The following is a 16,724-nucleotide window of genomic DNA, read 5'->3' on the forward strand; positions in this document are numbered from 1 at the left end:
TCCTTGCTGACGCCGCAGTCCGGGCAAGTCCACGTATCGGGCACGTCTTCCCAGCGCGTACCGGGCGCGATGCCGTCTTCCGGCATGCCCTGCGCCTCGTCATAGATGAAGCCGCATACCACGCACATCCAGGTGCGGTACGGCGCGTCGGAGTCGGATGCGGTCATCGGGGCGATAATTGGGAGAGCCGGCACCGATTCTCCCATCCTGCGTCGACCTGCGGAAGCGCAATGCCACTCACCACATTCCAACGCGGCCCTACGACCATGCTCGGGACAGGCCTGTACCTGATCACGCCCGACGATCCCGATCCGGCGCGACTGCTTGCGCGCACCACGCCATTGCTGCCGTTCGCGTCCTGCCTGCAATTGCGCAACAAGGTGATGGATGCCGCTCAGTTACGCGATGCGGGCCGCAGCCTGCGCGACGCATGCAGCGACGCGAGCGTTCCTTTCATCGTCAATGACGATGCCGCACTCGCCGCCGAACTCGGCGCCGATGGCGTGCACCTCGGCGAGGAGGATGGTGGCATCGCATTGGCACGCGCATTGCTGGGCGATGCCGCGATCATCGGCGCATCCTGCTACGACGATATCGAACGTGCCCGCCGCCTGGCCGCTGAAGGCGCGGATTACCTCGCATTCGGCGCATTCTTCCCCTCGCCGACCAAACCGCAGGCACGCCGCGCTTCACTGCAGTTGTTGCGCGACAGTGCCGGCCTTGGCTTGCCGCGCGTGGCGATCGGCGGCATCACCCCGGACAATGGGGGATCACTCGTTACCGCCGGCGCCGACCTGATCGCGGTGATCAGTGGCGTGTTCGACGCACCCGATCCGATTGCTGCGGCGCAGGCCTATCTCTCCCTTTTCCGAAACACGCTTTCCGGGACCAACAAAATCGCATGAACAACGCACGCTCGCACGACCTGTTTTCCCGCGCCCAGGCGCTGATGCCCGGCGGGGTGAATTCGCCGGTTCGCGCCTTCAAGTCGGTGGGCGGCGAACCCTTCTTCGTGCAACGAGCGGACGGCCCGCATCTGTTCGACGTGGACGGCAACCGCTACATCGACTACGTGGGCTCCTGGGGCCCGATGATCGTCGGCCATAACCACCCGCAGGTGCTCGATGCGGTCATCGAGACCTCACGCAATGGTTTGAGCTTCGGCACGCCGAATCCGCTGGAAGTCACGATGGCGGAAACCATCGCCCGGCTGATCCCAAGCTGCGAAATGGTGCGCATGGTCAATTCCGGCACCGAGGCCACGCTGTCGGCGATCCGGCTGGCGCGCGGCGCGACCGGGCGCAACCGGATCGTGAAGTTCGAAGGCTGCTACCACGGTCACGGCGATTCCTTCCTGGTGAAGGCCGGCAGTGGCGCGCTGACCTTCGGCGTGCCGACCTCGCCGGGCGTGCCGAAGGCGCTGGCCGACCTGACGCTGACGCTCACCTACAACGATTTCGACGGCGCGACGAAGCTGTTCGAGGAATGCGGCAGCGACATCGCCGGACTGATCGTGGAACCGGTGGTCGGCAACGCCAATTGCCTGCCGCCGCGCGAAGGCTACCTGCAGCACCTGCGCGACCTGTGCACGCAACACGGCGCGCTGTTGATCTTCGATGAAGTGATGACCGGCTTCCGCGTCGCGCTCGGTGGCGCACAGGCGCGTTACGGTGTGGCGCCCGATCTTTCGACCTTCGGCAAGGTGATCGGCGGTGGCATGCCGGTCGGTGCCTATGGTGGTCGTCGCGAACTGATGCAGCAGATCGCACCGAGCGGCCCGATCTACCAGGCTGGCACACTCAGCGGCAATCCGGTGGCGATGGCTGCAGGCCTGACGATGCTGGAGCTGGTGCAGGCACCGGGCTTCTACGAAGCGCTTGAAGCGAAGACGAATGCACTCTGCGATGGCCTGGAAGCGGCCGCGCGGGATGCCGGCGTGGCATTCACCACGCAACGCGTCGGCGGCATGTTCGGCATGTTCTTCACCGACCAGATCGTCGACACCTTCGCCCAGGCGATGGCCTGCGACAGCGCCGCGTTCAACCGCTTCTTCCACGCAATGCTGGAGCGTGGCGTGTACCTGGCGCCGTCCGCATACGAGGCCGGCTTCATGTCCAGCGCACACGACGATGCGGCGATCGCAGCCACCGTGCAGGCCGCACGCGAGGCGTTTGCTAGCCTGTAACGCATGGACGACCCGAACGCCACCGAGCGACCTCGCAACCTGTTCGAAAAAGAGTACTACCCGGCCTCGACGTCCGGCGCGCGCTATCGCTGGTATCGGCTCGTGTTCCACCATGACGCGCCCGACGAACGCAATTTCGACCTGTGGCTGATCGCGGCGATCCTGGCCAGCGTGGCGGTGGTGATCCTGGACAGCGTGCCTGCCGTCAAGGCGCAGTGGCATGGCGCGCTGTACCTGGCCGAGTGGTTCTTCACCCTCCTGTTCACCGCCGAATACATCCTGCGCCTGTGGGTGGTACGCAAGCCGCTGCGCTACGCGCGCAGTTTCTATGGCGCGATCGACCTCCTGGCGATCCTGCCCACCTTCCTGTCGCTGCTGTTCCCGGCCAGCGCCTCGCTGACGGTGATCCGCGCATTGCGTCTGTTGCGCATCTTCCGCGTCCTGAAGCTCGTCGAGTATTCGAGCGAGGCCGGCGTGCTGATCGAGGCGCTGCTGCGCAGCCGGCGCAAGATCTTCGTGTTCATCGCCACCCTGCTGACCATCGTGGTGATCTTCGGCGCGTTGATGTACGTGGTGGAGGGCCCGGAAAAGGGCTTTACCAGCATTCCGACCGGCATGTACTGGGCGATCGTGACCGTGGCGACCGTCGGGTTCGGGGACATCGCCCCGACCACCAGCTTCGGCCGCTTCATCACCTCCGTGCTGATCGTGATCGGCTACAGCATCATCGCGGTGCCCACCGGCATCTACACCGCCGAACTCGCGCGCAGCCTGCAGCCGAAGCGCCGCGTCGTGCGCTGCACGGAATGCGGCCTGCCCGACCACGAGAGCGACGCCTGGCATTGCCGCAAGTGCGGCCGCTCCCTTCCTTCCGACCAGTGAGACCTGCATGAACACGATCCGCCATCCCGCCACCGTCGCGGTGCATGCCGGCAACGCACCCGACGAAGGCACCGGCGCGGTGGCACCGCCGCTGCACCTGAGCACGACGTTCCGCCATGGCCCCGCCGGCGAACGCGTGGCCGGCTACGAGTACCAGCGCGAAGGCAACCCGACCAACGACCGCCTGCGCGAATCGCTGGCGGCGCTGGAAGGCGGCCAGACCGCCTGCACGTTCGCGTCCGGGATGGCGGCGATGACAACGCTGCTGGACTGCCTGCCGAACGGCGCACGCGTGCTGTTCCCCGACGACTGCTACAGCGGCCTGCGCATGCTGTTCCAGGAGTTCCTGCCGGAGCGCGGCATCATCGCCGAGGTGGTGGACATGGCCGACCTGGAGGCGGTGCGCGCGGCCTGCACGACGCCGGTCGCGATGCTGTGGATCGAGACGCCCTCCAATCCGCTGATGAAGGTCAGCGACATCCCCGGCCTCGCCGACATCGGCCACGCAGCCGGTGCCGTCGTAGTAGTCGACAACACCTTCGCCACCCCGCTGCTGCAACGGCCGCTGGCGCTCGGTGCCGACATCGTGATGCATTCGACCACCAAGTATTTCGGCGGTCACAGCGATGTCCTCGGCGGCGCGCTGGTGTTCGCCAAGGATGACGAGCTTGCCCACAAGGTGGCGCACCGGTTGCATGTCACCGGCGCGGTGCTGTCGCCATTCAATGCGTGGCTGACCCTGCGCGGCTGCCGCTCGCTGGGCGCGCGGATGGCGATGCACTGCGCGAACGCGCGCAAGATCGTCGACTTCCTGGCCGCACATCCGGCGATCGAGCGGGTGAACTGGCCAGGCCTGGCATCGCATCCGGGCCACGATATCGCCGCGCGGCAGATGCGGGAGTTCGGCGCGATGCTGAGCATCGAGGTGCGCGGCGGTCGCGAGGCCACGCTGGCGATGGCAGGCAAGCTGCGCGTGTTCACCAACGCCACCTCGCTTGGCGGCTGCGAATCGCTGATCGAACATCGCGCCTCCGTGGAAGGCCCCAATCCGCGTTCCCCGCAGAACTTGTTGCGGATCTCGATCGGGTTGGAGCATGCCGACGACCTGATCGCGGATCTGGCGCAGGCCCTCGACGGAACGGACTGAGCACCGCGCATGATCAGGCTGGCGCGTCGGGAATTCCTTGCCACCCTCGCGGCGGGCGGCCTGCTGGCCTGTGCGCCGAATCTATTGGGATCACCTGAGTCCGGCGTGCGACTGGTGGTGCTTGGTACTGCCGGCGGCCCCACGCCGAAACCCAATCGCTTTCCGGCGGCGTATGCGCTGGTGGTCGGTGAAGACGTCTACCTGATCGATGCCGGCAACGGCGTCGCCCAGCAACTCGCGCGTGCCGGCATCGGCATCAATCGCGTGCGCCACGTCTTCATCAGCCATCACCACTCAGACCACGACGCCGATGCCGGCGCGGTCGCGCTGCTGGCGTGGGCGACCAATCCGAAGCTGCCTTTGACGCTCTGGGGGCCGCCGCCGATGCGCGCGCAAATGGCGGCCTATCGCGACTACGCACGCTTCGACATCGAGACCCGCACCGCGGACGAAGGACGACCGGACTTCGACGCGTCGACCCGCGTCATGGAGTTCAACGAAGAAGGACTGCTGCTCGACGACGGCAAAGTGCGGGTGCGTTGCGCGCGCAACCTGCATCCGCCGATCCACGAGTCGTATGCACTGCGCTTCGAAACGCAAGATCGCAGCTATGTGTTCTCAGGCGACACCACGTATTCGCCATCTGTCGTGACCTTGGCCAAGGGTGCCGATGTGCTGGTGCACGAAATCATGTACCTGCCCGCGCTGGATGCACTCATCGCCAGTGAACCGAACGCCAGCACCCTGCGCGAACACCTGCTGGCCAGCCATTCCACGCCGGAACAGGTCGGACGCGTCGCCACCGAAGCCGGCGTCGGCACGCTGGTGCTCTCGCATTTCGTGCCTGGCGGGCCGGTGGTCGCGGACGAGACCTGGCTGGAAGCCGTGCGCCCGCATTTCAGCGGCCGCATCATCGTCGCCCACGATCTGATGACCTTGCCCTGAGGCAACCTTGCCGCGGATCAGCCCACGACGAACGCCTGCAGCGCAGTGCGCAACCGCGCCAGTCCTTCAGCCACATCGTCATCGCCGATGTTCAGGGCCGGCACGAAGCGCAGTACATCCGGGCCGGCCTGCAACAGCAAGAGGCCATTGGCCGCCGCGTGATCAAGGACCTCGCCCGCGCGTCCCGCATATGCAGGCTTCAATACCGCACCCAGCATCAGTCCGCGTCCACGCACTTCGGCGAACAAGTCGAGGTCGCGATTGATGGCATCCAGGCCATCGCGGATCGCCTGCGACTGATGTTGCACGTTCGCGGCGATTTCGTCGGAGCCGAGCTTGCGCAGCGCGACGCGCGCGACAGCGGATGACAACAGGTTGCCGCCGAAGGTGGTGCCGTGCGCGCCGAACTGCATGACCTCGGCGACCTTGGGGCCGGCCAGCATCGCGCCGATCGGCATGCCACCGCCAAGCGCCTTGGCCAGAGTGACGATGTCGGGCACCACTCCGTCCTGCCAGTGCGCGAACAGCACGCCGCTGCGACCCATCCCGCACTGGATCTCGTCCAGCACCAGCAGCGCATCGTGCTTGCCGCAGAGCGCACGCACTGCCTGCAGGAAGCCGGGCGCGGCCGGCATCACCCCGCCCTCGCCCTGCACCGGTTCCAGCATCACCGCAGCCACGTCGCCATCGGCCATCGCTGCTTCCAGCTGGGCGATGTCGTTGAAGTCGACGTAACGGAATCCGCCGGGCAGCGGCTCGTAGCCTTCCTGGTATTTCGGCTGCGCGGTCGCGGTGACCACAGCCAGCGTGCGGCCATGGAAACTGCCGCGGAAGGTGACGATGACGCGGCGGTCGGGTGCTCTGCCCTGTGCACTCGCCCACTTGCGGACCAGCTTGATCGCGGCCTCGTTCGCTTCCGCGCCGGAATTGCACAGGAAGGCGCGCTCGGCGAAACGCGAGGCCGTCACCAGCTCTTCCGCCAAACGCACCGGCGGCTCGCTGTAGAACACGTTGCTGGTATGCCAGAGCTTGCCGGCCTGTTCGATCAGCGCGGCGGTCAGTGCGGGATGGCAGTGGCCGAGTCCGCACACGGCGATGCCACCGGCGAGGTCGACGAATTCGCGGCCCTCGCTGTCCCACAAGCGGCTGCCGATGCCACGCTCGAGGATCAGCTGGCGCGGGCGATAGACGGGCAGGTAGTAGTCGCGGCCGAGGGCAAGCAGCTGCGCGGCATCGGATGTGGATTCAGTCATTGGGGAAGACTCGATCAGAAACTCATCGCAGCGGAATTGATCAGACCGACACCGAGGTGGATCGACCCGGCCAGCACCGCCGCCGCCATCTCGCCGCGGTTGATGCGCTTGGAGAAATCCTTCAGCAGCAACGCCACCAGCGCATAAGCGGCCAGTTGCGCGACCAGCGCCATGAACGCCCATGCCGCCACGTCAGGCAGGCCATTGGCGACCCGCAGCGCACTGGCCAGCGGTACCGCGAAGCCAAGCAGCGCGCCGGCGAGCACCACCGCGGCGGGCAGGTTGTCGCCGCGGATCAGGGTGATTTCCCGATGCGGCGTGGCGTACAGGTACAGCACCACGTACAGCACCATGAAGCCGAGGCCCATGCCGAAGTAAGTGGCGAAATCCGCGAGGCCCTGGGTGAAATGCATGCGCGTGTCCCGTCGTTACCAGACGCCGGTGTTCGGCATCGACGCCCAAGGTTCCTGCGCCGGCAAATTGCCTTCCTGCAGCAGCTCGATCGAGACCAGGTCGGGCGAGCGCACGAAGGCCATGTGGCCGTCGCGCGGCGGGCGGTTGATCGTGTAGCCCATCGCCTGCAAGCGCTCGCAGGTGGCGTAGATGTCGGCCACACGGAACGCGAGGTGGCCGAAGTTGCGGGCGCTGCCGTAATCCTCGCTCGTGACGTCTTCGCCTGGCCAGTTGTAGGTCAGCTCGACTTCGGCATGCGGGGTTTCATCGGCGGCAACGAAGACCAGCGTGTAGCGGCCCTTCTCGTTTTCGATGCGCCGCGTTTCCTTCAGGCCCAGGCCCTCGCAGTAGAAGCGCAGGGAGGCGTCGAGGTCGCGGACGCGGACCATGGTGTGCAGGTATTTCATCGGCGTGGCTGCATCCGGGGGATGCGCCTATCTTCCCATGCGTGACGCGGTTCCGTCCCGCCATCCGTGGCCCGCAGCGTTGCGCGGGCCACGGCGTGTAGGCCTCAGTAGGTGGCTGCGACCTGGCCGATATTGCGCGCGAGCAGCACATCTTCGGTGATGCCGGCGCGGGCGAGGCGTGCATGCGTGTTGTAGTCGCCCTTGCGCTCATCGGCGGCGGACACCAGCGCGGCGGCGAAGCGGATCGAGGCATCGTCGCCACGCAACTTGAGCGCCTCGGCGATGCGCAGGCTGCCGTCGCCCTTGGCGAGCACGCTGCGCAATGCGGCGACATCGACCTTGCCGATGCCGGGCATGTCGTAGCCCTGCAGGCGCGCGATGTCCTGCACGGTCTCGGCGAAGTAGCCGGCATCGAACAAGGCGAGTGCCTTCGCTTGTGGCGTCTTCGCCGCCGTGACGCGTGCATCCAGTGTCGCGGCGAGGCCACGCAGCCTCGTGCCGTCTGCGCTGGCGTAGATGGCGGCGCGACGCAGGGTCTCCATGCGTGCGATCACCGGCACCTGCGCGCCGAGCAGGGACGCGGTGTCGGCGCTGAGGCGCGCGGTGTCATAGCCCCGGTCCGGCACGTTCCAGCCCTTGCCCCAGGGCAGCGACGCCGCGCCACCAGTGTCGAACGGGTGGCAAAGCAGCGGCGGGCCGGCAAAGGCTGCGGACGAGAAGAGCAAGGCAGCGGCGAGCAGCGCGCCGCGCAGGGACGAGCGTGTGGAAGTGCGGAGCGAATTCATGGCGTCCTCCTGTGGATGCGGATGCCGCGTACCAGGCTTGATACGCATGCACCGGAAGGACGATGCGACGAGCCTTGGCGTTAACCGTTTCCCTGCGTGCGCAGCCAGTGCGCCATCTTGCCGCCGCGCGAGGAGAACGCATCCGGCCATTGCGTCCACCAGCGCTTGACCCGCGGATACGGCAGCGCGTCCCACCAGCTGTTGAGAACGGCCATGCGATCGCTGCGCCACGCATCGCGGGTGGCGGGCGCCTTCGTGGGCAGCAACTGCGCGACCCGCTCGAACATCGGACCGTCGGCGAGCTGCGGGTAGTCGCGCAGCAGCACCAGCAGGCTGATCGCATCCTGTTGCCGCGACTCGGCGATCAGGCGTTGGACTTCCTCGCCTTGCGGATCTACATCGCCGTTGCGCGCATCGATCGCTTCCAACGCGGCAACGAACGCCGGGCTCGCCGAGAACGCCTGCGGCGTGCCGGCCGCGCCATCGCCATTCACCCGCACGCGCGTGCCCTGCGGCACCAGCACTTCGCGGCGCAGGTTGTCGACCTGCACCCAGCCGCTGAGCACGCTCAGGCTGCCATTGCCGTCGGCGTCGACCTTGAGCAGGAACTCGCAGCCGAGGTCGATGACATCAGCGCCCGCCACGCCCACACCGAACTGGCCCGGCGGTGCCCACACCCGCGCCCACAGGCTGCCCTGCTCCAGTTGCATGCGATGGTGGCCCGTGCGCGTCTCGACCAGGCGCACGCGCGAGCCGGCACCGACCGCCACTTCGCCGATGCCGGCCGCGCGCAGGCGGGTCATCGCGTTCGCGCCGGTTTCCAGCGTGCCATCGAGCGTCAGTTCGCTTGCCTGCTGGCTGCGGCCGTCGATGCGCACGTCACCCTGTTGCGCGAGCACCTGCCAGGGTTCCCCGGCATCCCAGTGCAGGCGCTGCTTGAACCATGTGCTGACGCCGAGCGCGCAGATCGCCAGCACCGCAGCGGCCGAGAACGCGATGCGCCAACCGCCGCGGCGGATGCGCGAGGCAGGCTTTGTCGGCGCGATGGCGCGCGCGCGGCGTGGTGCGTCGGCATGCGCATGTCCGCGCAACAAACGCTCCAGTCGCGCGACCTCAAGATCCACCGGGCCGCTGCGATCCCACAGATAGTCGTTGTCCCTGCCGTCATCAGGCATGCGGTCGTCGCGCATGCGCTCGTTGCCGTTGTTCACGCGCCTGCTCCCGTTTTTCGTTCCGCCAATGCATCGCGCAGCAAGGCCATCCCGCGATGCAGGTTCACCCGTACGCTGCCGGCGGTGAGGCCGGTGCGCTCGGCGATCTCCGGACCGGTGAGGCCTTCGACCAGGCGCAGCAGCAGCGTGTCCCGATAGGCTTCCGGCAATCCGCGGATCACGGCCAGCGCGCGTTCCGCGTCGAGGCGATCCTCGTGCGTCGCGCGTGCATCCACCGCATCGATCTCGATACCGGTCAGCGGCGTGCGCCGGCGCTTCGCGTCGAGTGCGGCATGTCGGGCGATGCCAAGCAGCCAGCCCGGAAATGCCGCGGCCTCGCGCAGGTCGCCGAGGCGCTGCATCGCGATCTCGAAGACCTCCTGGGTGAGGTCGTCGGCATCGGCCTTCTGCACGTAGCCCAGCAGCACGCCATGCACCACCGGCGCGAAACGCCGGAACAGCGCGTCCATCGCGCCAGCGGTTCCCCGACGCGCGGCATCGACCAGCATCGGCACGCTTGCTGCCTCGTTCACATCGTCCCTGTCATCGCACTTCATGGGAGGACGCGGGCGTGGCGGCGAGTGTTAACGACTCAGTCGAGGAACAGGTCGGGTAGCAGCGGCAGCGCCGGATCCATCGCGTATGCGGAAAGACCAGTGATGCCGGCCTCGCGCAGCACCTCGTCATCGATGAAGAACTGGCCGTTGGTGCTGCGCGCATCGCGCACCAGCACGGCGTGCGCGGCATCGCCCATGATCGCCGGCGAACGGCCGTTGCCGGCCTGCACGCCCGGGATCATGTTGAGCGCGTCGGTGGCGATCAGCGTGCGCGGCCAAAGTGCATTCACCGCCACGCCGCGCGGCCCGAACTCCGCGGCCAGCCCGAGCGTCACGAAGCTCATGCCCATTTTCGCCAGGGTGTACCCGGTGTGCGGCGCCCACCACTTCGGGTCGAGCGAGGGCGGCGGGCACAAGGTCAGGATGTGCGGGTTCGGCGCATGGAGCAGGTGCGGAAGGCAGGCCTGCGCGCACAGGAAGCTGCCGCGCGAATTGACTTGCTGCATCAGGTCGAAGCGCTTCATCGGCGTGTCCAGCGCGCCGCGCAACCAGATCGCGCTGGCATTGTTGACCAGGATGTCGATGCCGCCGAACGCATCCACCGTGGCCGCCACCGACGCACGCACCTGGTCTTCCTCGCGGATGTCGCATTTCAGCGCCAGGCCACGCCCGCCGGCATCATTCACGGCCTGCACAGCGCTGTGGATGGTGCCGGGCAGCTTGGGGTTGGCGACATCTGATTTCGCCGCGATCGCCACGTTGGCGCCATCGCGGGCGGCGCGCAGGGCGATCGCCAGGCCGATGCCGCGCGAAGCGCCGGTGATGAACAGGGTCTTGCCGGAGAGGGAAGCCATGACATGCCCTTGGGACGGGTGAGGCCGGAGTGTAATCCGATGCCTGCATCCCACCTTCTATAATCGGCCGATGCAGAGCGCCTGGTTCGACGCCACCATCGCCTGGATCACCGCTCATCCGCATGCCGCGGGCGGGCTGGTGTTCCTGATCGCCTTCTGCGATGCGCTGGCGGTGGTGGGCATCGTGGTGCCGGCGCTGCCATTGCTGTTCGCGGTGGGCACGCTGATCGGACTCGGTCACATCGATGGCCCCTATGCCGTGACCTGCGCCGCGCTGGGTGCGTTCCTGGGTGATGGCTTGAGTTACTGGATCGGCCATCGCTGGGGTCCGGCGATGCGCGAACTCTGGCTGTTCCGTCGCTATCCGCAATTGCTCGATCGCGGCGAGACCCTGTTCCGCCGGCACGGCACCAAGGGACTGGTGATTGCGCGATTCGTCGGCGCAGTGCGCCCGTTCGTGCCGGCAGTGGCCGGGATGCTGCACATGCCGTTGCGGCGCTACATGCCAGCCAGCGTCTTTGCGTGTTTCGCGTGGGCGGCGGTATTCCTTGCGCCGGGCTGGATCTTCGGCGCGTCGTACGATGCGGTGGCGGCGGTGGCCGACAAACTGGCGCTGGTGTTGCTGGGCTTGGTCGCGGTGCTCGCACTGGTGTGGGCACTGGTGTTGTACACGTGGCGCTGGTTCGCCAATCACGCCGACAACCTGCTGGCGCGCGCCTTGCGCTGGACCCGCGCGCATCCACGGCTCGGCCGCTACGCCGCCGCGTTGATCGATCCGCGCCGGCCGGAATCCGCATCGCTGCTGGTGCTTGCCTGCTGCCTGTTCGTGGTCGCGTGGCTGTGGGCCGGCTTCAGTGCGACGCTGCTCATGCGTGGCGGGCCGTCGCTGTTCGACCACGATGTGCACGCGGCGATGTTCGCCCTGCGCAATCCGTTGGCCGATCGCTTGATGGCATCCCTGGCCGCGATCGGCAGCGCGCCGGTGCTCGGCCTGCCCGCGCTGGTGGCGATGGCTTGGCTGATCTGGCGCAAGCGCTGGATGGCGGCCGCGCACTGGCTGGGCGCGATCGCGGTCGGCCTGGCCCTGACCATCGGTCTGGGCGCGGTCGCCGACATGCCGCGCCCACCGACTGCCGTTGCCGGTTTCGGCTTTCCGTCGATCGCGGTGACCATGACCACGGTAGTGTTCGGCTTCTTCGCCGTGCTGATCGCGCGCGAACTGCCCGGCCGTCAACGCGTCTGGCCTTACCTGCTGGCAGGCGTGGCCACCGCCCTGGTCGGCTTTGCACGCCTCTACCTGGGCGCGCATTGGCTGAGCGACATCACCGGCGGCGTGCTGCTCGGCGTGGTCTGGCTGCTGGTGCTCGGCATCGCCTATCGCCGCCACAGTTCGCGCTCGTTCTGGATGCGGCCGCTGGCCTGGGCGTTCTACGGCAGCTTCGTGCTGGTCGCGCTCTGGCATGCACCGCGCAGTGCAAAGGCCACGCTCGCACAATTCGAACCGCCCGCACCGACCCACGTCATCGACGATGCCCGCTGGTGGTCGCAGGGCATCGACGATCCACGCCATTTCGATCTTGAAGCTGCCGGCAACCTGGGCGTGCTGCAGCGACGCATGCAGGCACAAGGCTGGACCGTGCAGGCACCAGCGGACTGGGTCGCCGTACTCGGCCTGCTCGACGACGATCATGCGCTGGCCGATCAACCGGTACTCCCACTGGCGCTGGATGGCCATCCGGAACGCTTGTTGCTGCGCCGTCCCGGTCCCTTGGCCGATGAACTCGAAGTGCTGCGCATCTGGCCTGCGCCTGTTCGCCTGGACAGCGCCGCGCCGCTATGGGTCGCCCGCTACGAGCGCATGCACGGGCGCAAGCGGTTGCGCCTGTTGACCCTGTGGCAACCGGAACCGCATGCACATGCATTGCCCGAGGATCTGCGCAACTTGGCCGGCACTTCGGCGGAACGCGACGCGGTGTTGCGGATCCGCATCGACCCGCCCTGAGCGGAACGATCAGCCGATCTCGGCGGCGATGCCGTCGAGCAATAGTTGCAGGCGCGCGTGCGGATCATCGAGTTGCAGCAGCACCTGCCGCTGCTGCATCGACAATGGCAACAGCTCTGCCAGCCGCCAGCCCGTCCACGCGGCATCCTCGAACAGCGCGGGATCCGGATCGATGTGGCCGGCATCCACCTGCAGCAGGATCCGTCGCAGCAATTCCACCAGCAGCGCGTGCTCCGGACGCAGGCGCGACGATGCCGCCGCATCCGCGCGCCACTCGATGTCGGCCACGATCAGGCCGGTGTCGCGCACGCGGGTGCGCAGCACGTGGAAGCGGCGTTTGCCACGCACACGCAGCGAGAGCAATCCTTCCGGGGTGTTGCCGAAATCCTCGATCACGGCTTCGGTGCCGAACGCGACCGGTGTCGCCGGCGTGCCGGTTTCGTTCCCCTCCAGGATCAGGCAGACCCCGAAGCCGCAACCGTTGCGCCCGCATTCGCCGACCATATCGAGGTAGCGGCGCTCGAAGATGCGCAAGTCCAGCGCGGCACCGGGCACCAGCACCGTCTGCAACGGGAACAGCGGCAGCGAGGGCGCGTCAGTCATCCCGCAAGGCGGCGTGGAACCGCCGCGGCGCGCCGTCGAAGCCGCCGTTGGACATGAACACCACGTGGTCGCCACTGCGCACGATTCCGCCCAACGCAGCGATCAACGCATCGCCATCGGCCACGGTGCGGGCGTCACCGCGCACGGCCGCGACCACCTTGCCGGCATCCCACGGCAGTTCAGGCCGCGCCAGGAACACCACCACGTCGGCGATATCCAGCGACGGTGCCAGCGCATCCGCATGCGCACCCAGGCGCATCGAATTGCTGCGCGGCTCCATCGCCACCACGATGCGCGCGTCGCCGACCTTCGCACGCAGCCCTGCCAGCGTGGTCGCGATCGCGGTCGGATGATGGGCGAAGTCGTCGTACACGGTGATGCCTTTGAGTTCGCCGATCACTTCCATGCGCCGCTTGACGCTGCGGAAGCTGGCCAGCGCGGGAATCACCGACGCCACATCGACACCGACCGCCGCACACGCGGCGAGCGCGGCCAGGCCGTTGAGCACGTTGTGGTCGCCGAGCAAGGGCCATTCGACGATGCCGAGCTCGCCGCCACGATGCATCACGGCGAAGCTGCTGCCGTCGTCGCGCAACTTGCGTGCACTCCATTCGAACGCGACATCGAATCCGAATCGTTCGAGCGGCGTCCAGCAGCCCATCGCCAGCACCTCGCGCAGGCGTTCGTCGTGGCCGTTGACGATCAGGCGGCCACGCCGTGGCACCGTGCGCACGAGATGGTGGAACTGGCGCTGGATCGCGGCCACGTCCGGGAAGATGTCGGCGTGGTCGTACTCGAGATTGTTGAGGATCGCGACCAGCGGGCGGTAGTGGACGAACTTGCTGCGCTTGTCGAAGAACGCGGTGTCGTATTCGTCGGCCTCGACCACGAATTCGCGGCCACCGCCGATGCGCGCGGACGCGCCGAAGTCCTCGGCCACGCCGCCGACCAGGAACCCCGGCGAACGCCCCGCCGCTTCCAGCAGGTACGACAGGATCGTGGTGGTCGTGGTCTTGCCGTGGGTACCGGCCACCGCCAGCACGTCGCGACCGGGCAGGACCTGCTCGCTCAGCCACTGCGCGCCGGAGGTGTAGCGCAGCCCGGCATCGAGCACATGCTCGACCGCTTCGTTGCCACGCGACAGCGCGTTGCCGACCACGATCTCGTCGCAGTCGCCCGAAATATTTTCGGGCCGGTAGCCCTGCTTAAGCGCGATGCCCAGCGTTTCCAGTTGGGTGGACATCGGCGGATAGATATTCTGGTCGCTGCCTTCGACTTGGTGGCCGAGTTCGCGCGCCAGCGCGGCCACGCCGCCCATGAAGGTGCCGGCGATGCCGAGGATGTGGAGTTTCAAGACAGGCTCCGAGGAATTCCGGGCGAAGATCGGTGGTCGGGGGCTTCGCGGCGACGAACTCAACCGACGTCGTGCCCCGGCTGGATCGCCTCGATGATCCGGGTGAACACCTCGTCCAGCGAGCCCACGCCATCGACCACGGTCAACTGGCCGTGCTGGCGATAGAAATCGATCACCGGAGCGGTCTGCTGGTCGTACACGTTGAGACGGTGGCGCACGGAGTCCGGGCTGTCGTCTGCGCGGCCCTCGGCCTTGGCGCGGCCGGCCAGGCGCTCGATGATCTGCTCGTTGTCGACGGTAAGCTGCACGGCGGCATCGAATTTCTGCCCCAGGCTGTCCAGCAAGTCGCCCAGCGCCGCGGCCTGCGCCAGGTTGCGAGGGTAGCCGTCGAGGATGAAGCCGGCTTTGGTGTCGTCGCGCGAAAAGCGGTCCTTCAGCATGCCCAGCAGGATCGCGTCGCTGACCAGGTCGCCGCGCGCCATGACTTCCTTGGCCTGCAGGCCCAGCGGGGTGCCGGCGGCCACTTCGGCGCGCAGCAGGTCGCCGGTGGAAATGTGCGGGACTTGCAGGTGTTCCTTCAGTCGTGCCGCCTGGGTGCCCTTGCCGGAACCCGGCGCGCCCAACAGAACCAATCGCATCGCATCGCTCCAGAATCGTGGGGCGGCCGCCACGCAACGCGCGCCGGCCTCGTCCGGGCCAGCTTACCGTATCGTTATGGGTCCGGCCCACGGCTTCGCCCAAGGGCCAATTCCCCGAGGAAACCGGCATGCCCGCAGGCACCTTGCTGTACGCCCAGAGCGGCGGCGTCACGGCCGTCATCAACGCCACCGCCTCCGCCGTGCTGCAGGCCGCCCGGACCAAAAAGGTGCGCGTGCTGGCGGCCCGCAACGGCATCCTAGGCGCGCTGCGCGAGGAACTGATCGACACCACCACCCTGTCCACCGCCCAGGTCAAGGCGCTGGCGCACACCCCCGGCGGTGCCTTCGGCAGCTGCCGGTTGAAGCTGAAGTCAGTCGAGGCCGACCGCGCCAAATACGAGCGCCTGCTGGCGGTCCTGCAGGCGCATGACGTGCGCTGGTTCCTCTACAACGGCGGCAACGACTCCGCGGATACCGCGTTGAAGGTCTCGCAATTGGCGGCCGAGTTCGGCTATCCGCTGACCTGCGTGGGCGTGCCCAAGACCATCGACAACGACCTCGCGGTCACCGACTGCTGCCCCGGCTTCGGCTCCGCGGCCAAGTACACCGCCGTCTCGGTGCGCGAATGCGCGCTGGACGTCGCGGCGATGGCCGAAACCTCGACCAAGGTCTTCGTCTATGAGGCGATGGGACGACACGCCGGCTGGCTGGCCGCGGCGGCAGGTCTGGCCGGTGAAGGCCGCGATGAAGCCCCGCACCTGATCCTGTTCCCGGAACGCCCGTTCGACGAGGCCGATTTCCTCGCTCGCGTGGATGCAGTGGTCAAACGCCTCGGCCATTGCGTGGTTGTGGCCAGCGAGGGCATCCGCGCCGCCGACGGCACCTTCGTGGCCGATGCGGGCGGCGGCAAGGACGCGTTCGGGCATGCGCAACTGGGCGGCGTGGCCTCGCACCTGGCCGGACGGGTCAAGGATGTCCTCGGCCACAAGGTCCACTGGTCGCTGCCGGATTACCTGCAGCGCTCTGCCCGCCACCTCGCGTCGAAGACCGATGTCGAGCAGGCGATGGCGGTCGGTCGCGCCGCGGTGGATTGCGCGCTGGCCGGGCAGAACGCGGTGATGCCGGTGATCGTGCGCACCGCCGACGAACCGTATCAGTGGCATGTCGACGTGGCCCCCCTGAGCAAGGTCGCCAACCACGAGAAAACCATGCCGAAGGGTTTCATTCGCGCGGACGGGCATGGCATCACTGCGGCGGCGCGGCGCTACCTCGCGCCGTTGATCGCGGGCGAGGCATATCCGCCCTATGTCCGGAACGGCCTGCCGGATTACGTAGTACTCCCCCAAGCCACGGTGCGGCGCAAGCTGCCCGCCTGGGCCGGCTGACGATCCGCGGCAGATGCAGCCGGGCCGCCATTTCGAATCATGCAGACACCACCTTGAGGGAAT

18 protein-coding genes (1 of these 18 cut by a window edge) are annotated in these 16,724 nt (G+C 67.5%); 7 read left to right on the forward strand and 11 right to left on the reverse strand.

Annotated elements, in window-relative coordinates:
* A protein-coding gene (locus H9L16_RS02430) for a rubredoxin (protein WP_187553016.1) crosses the window boundary here: on the reverse strand, positions 1-167 show its 5' portion. The gene continues 25 nt to the left of window position 1, outside the view; the window shows 167 of its 192 coding nt (coding positions 1-167); its start codon is at positions 165-167; its stop codon lies beyond the left edge, outside the window.
* Between the two features lie 99 nt (positions 168-266).
* Here H9L16_RS02430 and thiE point away from each other — a divergent pair, with 99 nt between their 5' ends.
* Genes thiE through H9L16_RS02455 form a run of 5 tightly spaced genes read left to right on the forward strand, consistent with a single transcriptional unit; the run spans position 267 to position 5,159 of the window.
* Complete coding sequence (gene thiE, locus H9L16_RS02435) at positions 267-905, forward strand: thiamine phosphate synthase (RefSeq protein WP_187553017.1); 639 nt, start codon at positions 267-269, stop codon at positions 903-905.
* Positions 902-2,185, forward strand: a complete 1,284-nt coding sequence (gene hemL, locus H9L16_RS02440) for a glutamate-1-semialdehyde 2,1-aminomutase (RefSeq protein WP_187553018.1) — start codon at positions 902-904, stop codon at positions 2,183-2,185. The genes thiE and hemL overlap by 4 nt, the downstream gene beginning before the upstream one ends.
* Before the next feature lie 3 nt (positions 2,186-2,188).
* The gene (locus H9L16_RS02445) at positions 2,189-3,067 is read left to right on the forward strand and encodes an ion transporter (RefSeq protein WP_187553019.1); all 879 of its coding nucleotides are present in this window, start codon (positions 2,189-2,191) and stop codon (positions 3,065-3,067) included.
* Between the two features lie 7 nt (positions 3,068-3,074).
* Entirely contained in the window at positions 3,075-4,214 is a 1,140-nt protein-coding gene (locus H9L16_RS02450) for a trans-sulfuration enzyme family protein (RefSeq protein WP_187553020.1), read from the forward strand.
* 9 nt (positions 4,215-4,223) lie between these two features.
* Positions 4,224-5,159, forward strand: a complete 936-nt coding sequence (locus tag H9L16_RS02455; RefSeq protein ID WP_187553021.1) for an MBL fold metallo-hydrolase — start codon at positions 4,224-4,226, stop codon at positions 5,157-5,159.
* A 17-nt stretch (positions 5,160-5,176) separates the two neighbouring features.
* Here the strand turns inward: H9L16_RS02455 and H9L16_RS02460 are convergent, their stop codons facing one another.
* From H9L16_RS02460 to H9L16_RS02490, 7 genes are all read right to left on the reverse strand, one after another.
* Positions 5,177-6,412 (reverse strand): acetylornithine transaminase, encoded by a 1,236-nt coding sequence (locus H9L16_RS02460; protein ID WP_187553022.1) that lies wholly within the window; start codon positions 6,410-6,412, stop codon positions 5,177-5,179.
* Between the two features lie 14 nt (positions 6,413-6,426).
* Positions 6,427-6,825 carry a DUF350 domain-containing protein gene (locus H9L16_RS02465; RefSeq protein WP_187553023.1) on the reverse strand — a complete coding sequence of 133 codons (399 nt, stop codon included), beginning with the start codon at positions 6,823-6,825 and terminating at the stop codon, positions 6,427-6,429.
* A 15-nt stretch (positions 6,826-6,840) separates the two neighbouring features.
* Entirely contained in the window at positions 6,841-7,272 is a 432-nt protein-coding gene (locus H9L16_RS02470; RefSeq protein ID WP_187553024.1) for a VOC family protein, read from the reverse strand.
* A gap of 104 nt (positions 7,273-7,376) precedes the next feature.
* On the reverse strand, positions 7,377-8,057 hold the full coding sequence (locus H9L16_RS02475) for a hypothetical protein (protein WP_187553025.1): 681 nt from the start codon (positions 8,055-8,057) through the stop codon (positions 7,377-7,379).
* An 80-nt stretch (positions 8,058-8,137) separates the two neighbouring features.
* Positions 8,138-9,268 (reverse strand): hypothetical protein, encoded by a 1,131-nt coding sequence (locus tag H9L16_RS02480; protein ID WP_187553026.1) that lies wholly within the window; start codon positions 9,266-9,268, stop codon positions 8,138-8,140.
* Positions 9,265-9,825 carry an RNA polymerase sigma factor gene (locus H9L16_RS02485; RefSeq protein WP_187553027.1) on the reverse strand — a complete coding sequence of 187 codons (561 nt, stop codon included), beginning with the start codon at positions 9,823-9,825 and terminating at the stop codon, positions 9,265-9,267. The genes H9L16_RS02480 and H9L16_RS02485 overlap by 4 nt, the downstream gene beginning before the upstream one ends.
* Before the next feature lie 35 nt (positions 9,826-9,860).
* Positions 9,861-10,679 carry an SDR family oxidoreductase gene (locus H9L16_RS02490; protein ID WP_187553028.1) on the reverse strand — a complete coding sequence of 273 codons (819 nt, stop codon included), beginning with the start codon at positions 10,677-10,679 and terminating at the stop codon, positions 9,861-9,863.
* A gap of 70 nt (positions 10,680-10,749) precedes the next feature.
* Between H9L16_RS02490 and H9L16_RS02495 the strand changes: the two genes are divergently transcribed.
* The gene (locus H9L16_RS02495; protein WP_187553029.1) at positions 10,750-12,681 is read left to right on the forward strand and encodes a bifunctional DedA family/phosphatase PAP2 family protein; all 1,932 of its coding nucleotides are present in this window, start codon (positions 10,750-10,752) and stop codon (positions 12,679-12,681) included.
* Between the two features lie 9 nt (positions 12,682-12,690).
* On the opposite strand, the gene H9L16_RS02500 is transcribed toward H9L16_RS02495, so the two are convergent.
* The 3 genes from H9L16_RS02500 to H9L16_RS02510 form a co-directional block, all read right to left on the reverse strand.
* Complete coding sequence (locus tag H9L16_RS02500; protein ID WP_187553030.1) at positions 12,691-13,284, reverse strand: LON peptidase substrate-binding domain-containing protein; 594 nt, start codon at positions 13,282-13,284, stop codon at positions 12,691-12,693.
* Entirely contained in the window at positions 13,277-14,602 is a 1,326-nt protein-coding gene (gene mpl / locus H9L16_RS02505) for a UDP-N-acetylmuramate:L-alanyl-gamma-D-glutamyl-meso-diaminopimelate ligase (protein ID WP_187554013.1), read from the reverse strand. The genes H9L16_RS02500 and mpl overlap by 8 nt, the downstream gene beginning before the upstream one ends.
* A 95-nt stretch (positions 14,603-14,697) precedes the next feature.
* A complete protein-coding gene (locus tag H9L16_RS02510; protein WP_187553031.1) occupies positions 14,698-15,276 on the reverse strand; it encodes an adenylate kinase in 579 nt (192 codons plus the stop codon).
* A 128-nt stretch (positions 15,277-15,404) separates the two neighbouring features.
* On the opposite strand from H9L16_RS02510, the gene H9L16_RS02515 reads away from it, so the two are divergent.
* Positions 15,405-16,661: a 6-phosphofructokinase gene (locus H9L16_RS02515; protein WP_187553032.1), complete on the forward strand. Its 1,257-nt coding sequence runs from the start codon at positions 15,405-15,407 to the stop codon at positions 16,659-16,661.
* The last annotated feature ends 63 nt before the right edge of the window (positions 16,662-16,724 follow it).

Source organism: Thermomonas carbonis (assembly GCF_014396975.1).
GTDB lineage: Bacteria > Pseudomonadota > Gammaproteobacteria > Xanthomonadales > Xanthomonadaceae > Thermomonas > Thermomonas carbonis.

Coding starts and splice junctions, on each gene's coding strand:
- H9L16_RS02510 (WP_187553031.1), bottom strand. CDS start 15,276: ATGCGATTGGTTCTGTTGGGCGCGCCGGGTTCCGGCAAGGGCACCCAG.
- mpl (WP_187554013.1), bottom strand. CDS start 14,602: ATGGGCGGCGTGGCCGCGCTGGCGCGCGAACTCGGCCACCAAGTCGAA.
- H9L16_RS02455 (WP_187553021.1), top strand. CDS start 4,224: ATGATCAGGCTGGCGCGTCGGGAATTCCTTGCCACCCTCGCGGCGGGC.
- H9L16_RS02495 (WP_187553029.1), top strand. CDS start 10,750: ATGCAGAGCGCCTGGTTCGACGCCACCATCGCCTGGATCACCGCTCAT.
- H9L16_RS02500 (WP_187553030.1), bottom strand. CDS start 13,284: ATGACTGACGCGCCCTCGCTGCCGCTGTTCCCGTTGCAGACGGTGCTG.
- H9L16_RS02450 (WP_187553020.1), top strand. CDS start 3,075: ATGAACACGATCCGCCATCCCGCCACCGTCGCGGTGCATGCCGGCAAC.
- thiE (WP_187553017.1), top strand. CDS start 267: ATGCTCGGGACAGGCCTGTACCTGATCACGCCCGACGATCCCGATCCG.
- hemL (WP_187553018.1), top strand. CDS start 902: ATGAACAACGCACGCTCGCACGACCTGTTTTCCCGCGCCCAGGCGCTG.
- H9L16_RS02490 (WP_187553028.1), bottom strand. CDS start 10,679: ATGGCTTCCCTCTCCGGCAAGACCCTGTTCATCACCGGCGCTTCGCGC.
- H9L16_RS02465 (WP_187553023.1), bottom strand. CDS start 6,825: ATGCATTTCACCCAGGGCCTCGCGGATTTCGCCACTTACTTCGGCATG.
- H9L16_RS02470 (WP_187553024.1), bottom strand. CDS start 7,272: ATGAAATACCTGCACACCATGGTCCGCGTCCGCGACCTCGACGCCTCC.
- H9L16_RS02445 (WP_187553019.1), top strand. CDS start 2,189: ATGGACGACCCGAACGCCACCGAGCGACCTCGCAACCTGTTCGAAAAA.
- H9L16_RS02460 (WP_187553022.1), bottom strand. CDS start 6,412: ATGACTGAATCCACATCCGATGCCGCGCAGCTGCTTGCCCTCGGCCGC.
- H9L16_RS02485 (WP_187553027.1), bottom strand. CDS start 9,825: ATGAAGTGCGATGACAGGGACGATGTGAACGAGGCAGCAAGCGTGCCG.
- H9L16_RS02515 (WP_187553032.1), top strand. CDS start 15,405: ATGCCCGCAGGCACCTTGCTGTACGCCCAGAGCGGCGGCGTCACGGCC.
- H9L16_RS02475 (WP_187553025.1), bottom strand. CDS start 8,057: ATGAATTCGCTCCGCACTTCCACACGCTCGTCCCTGCGCGGCGCGCTG.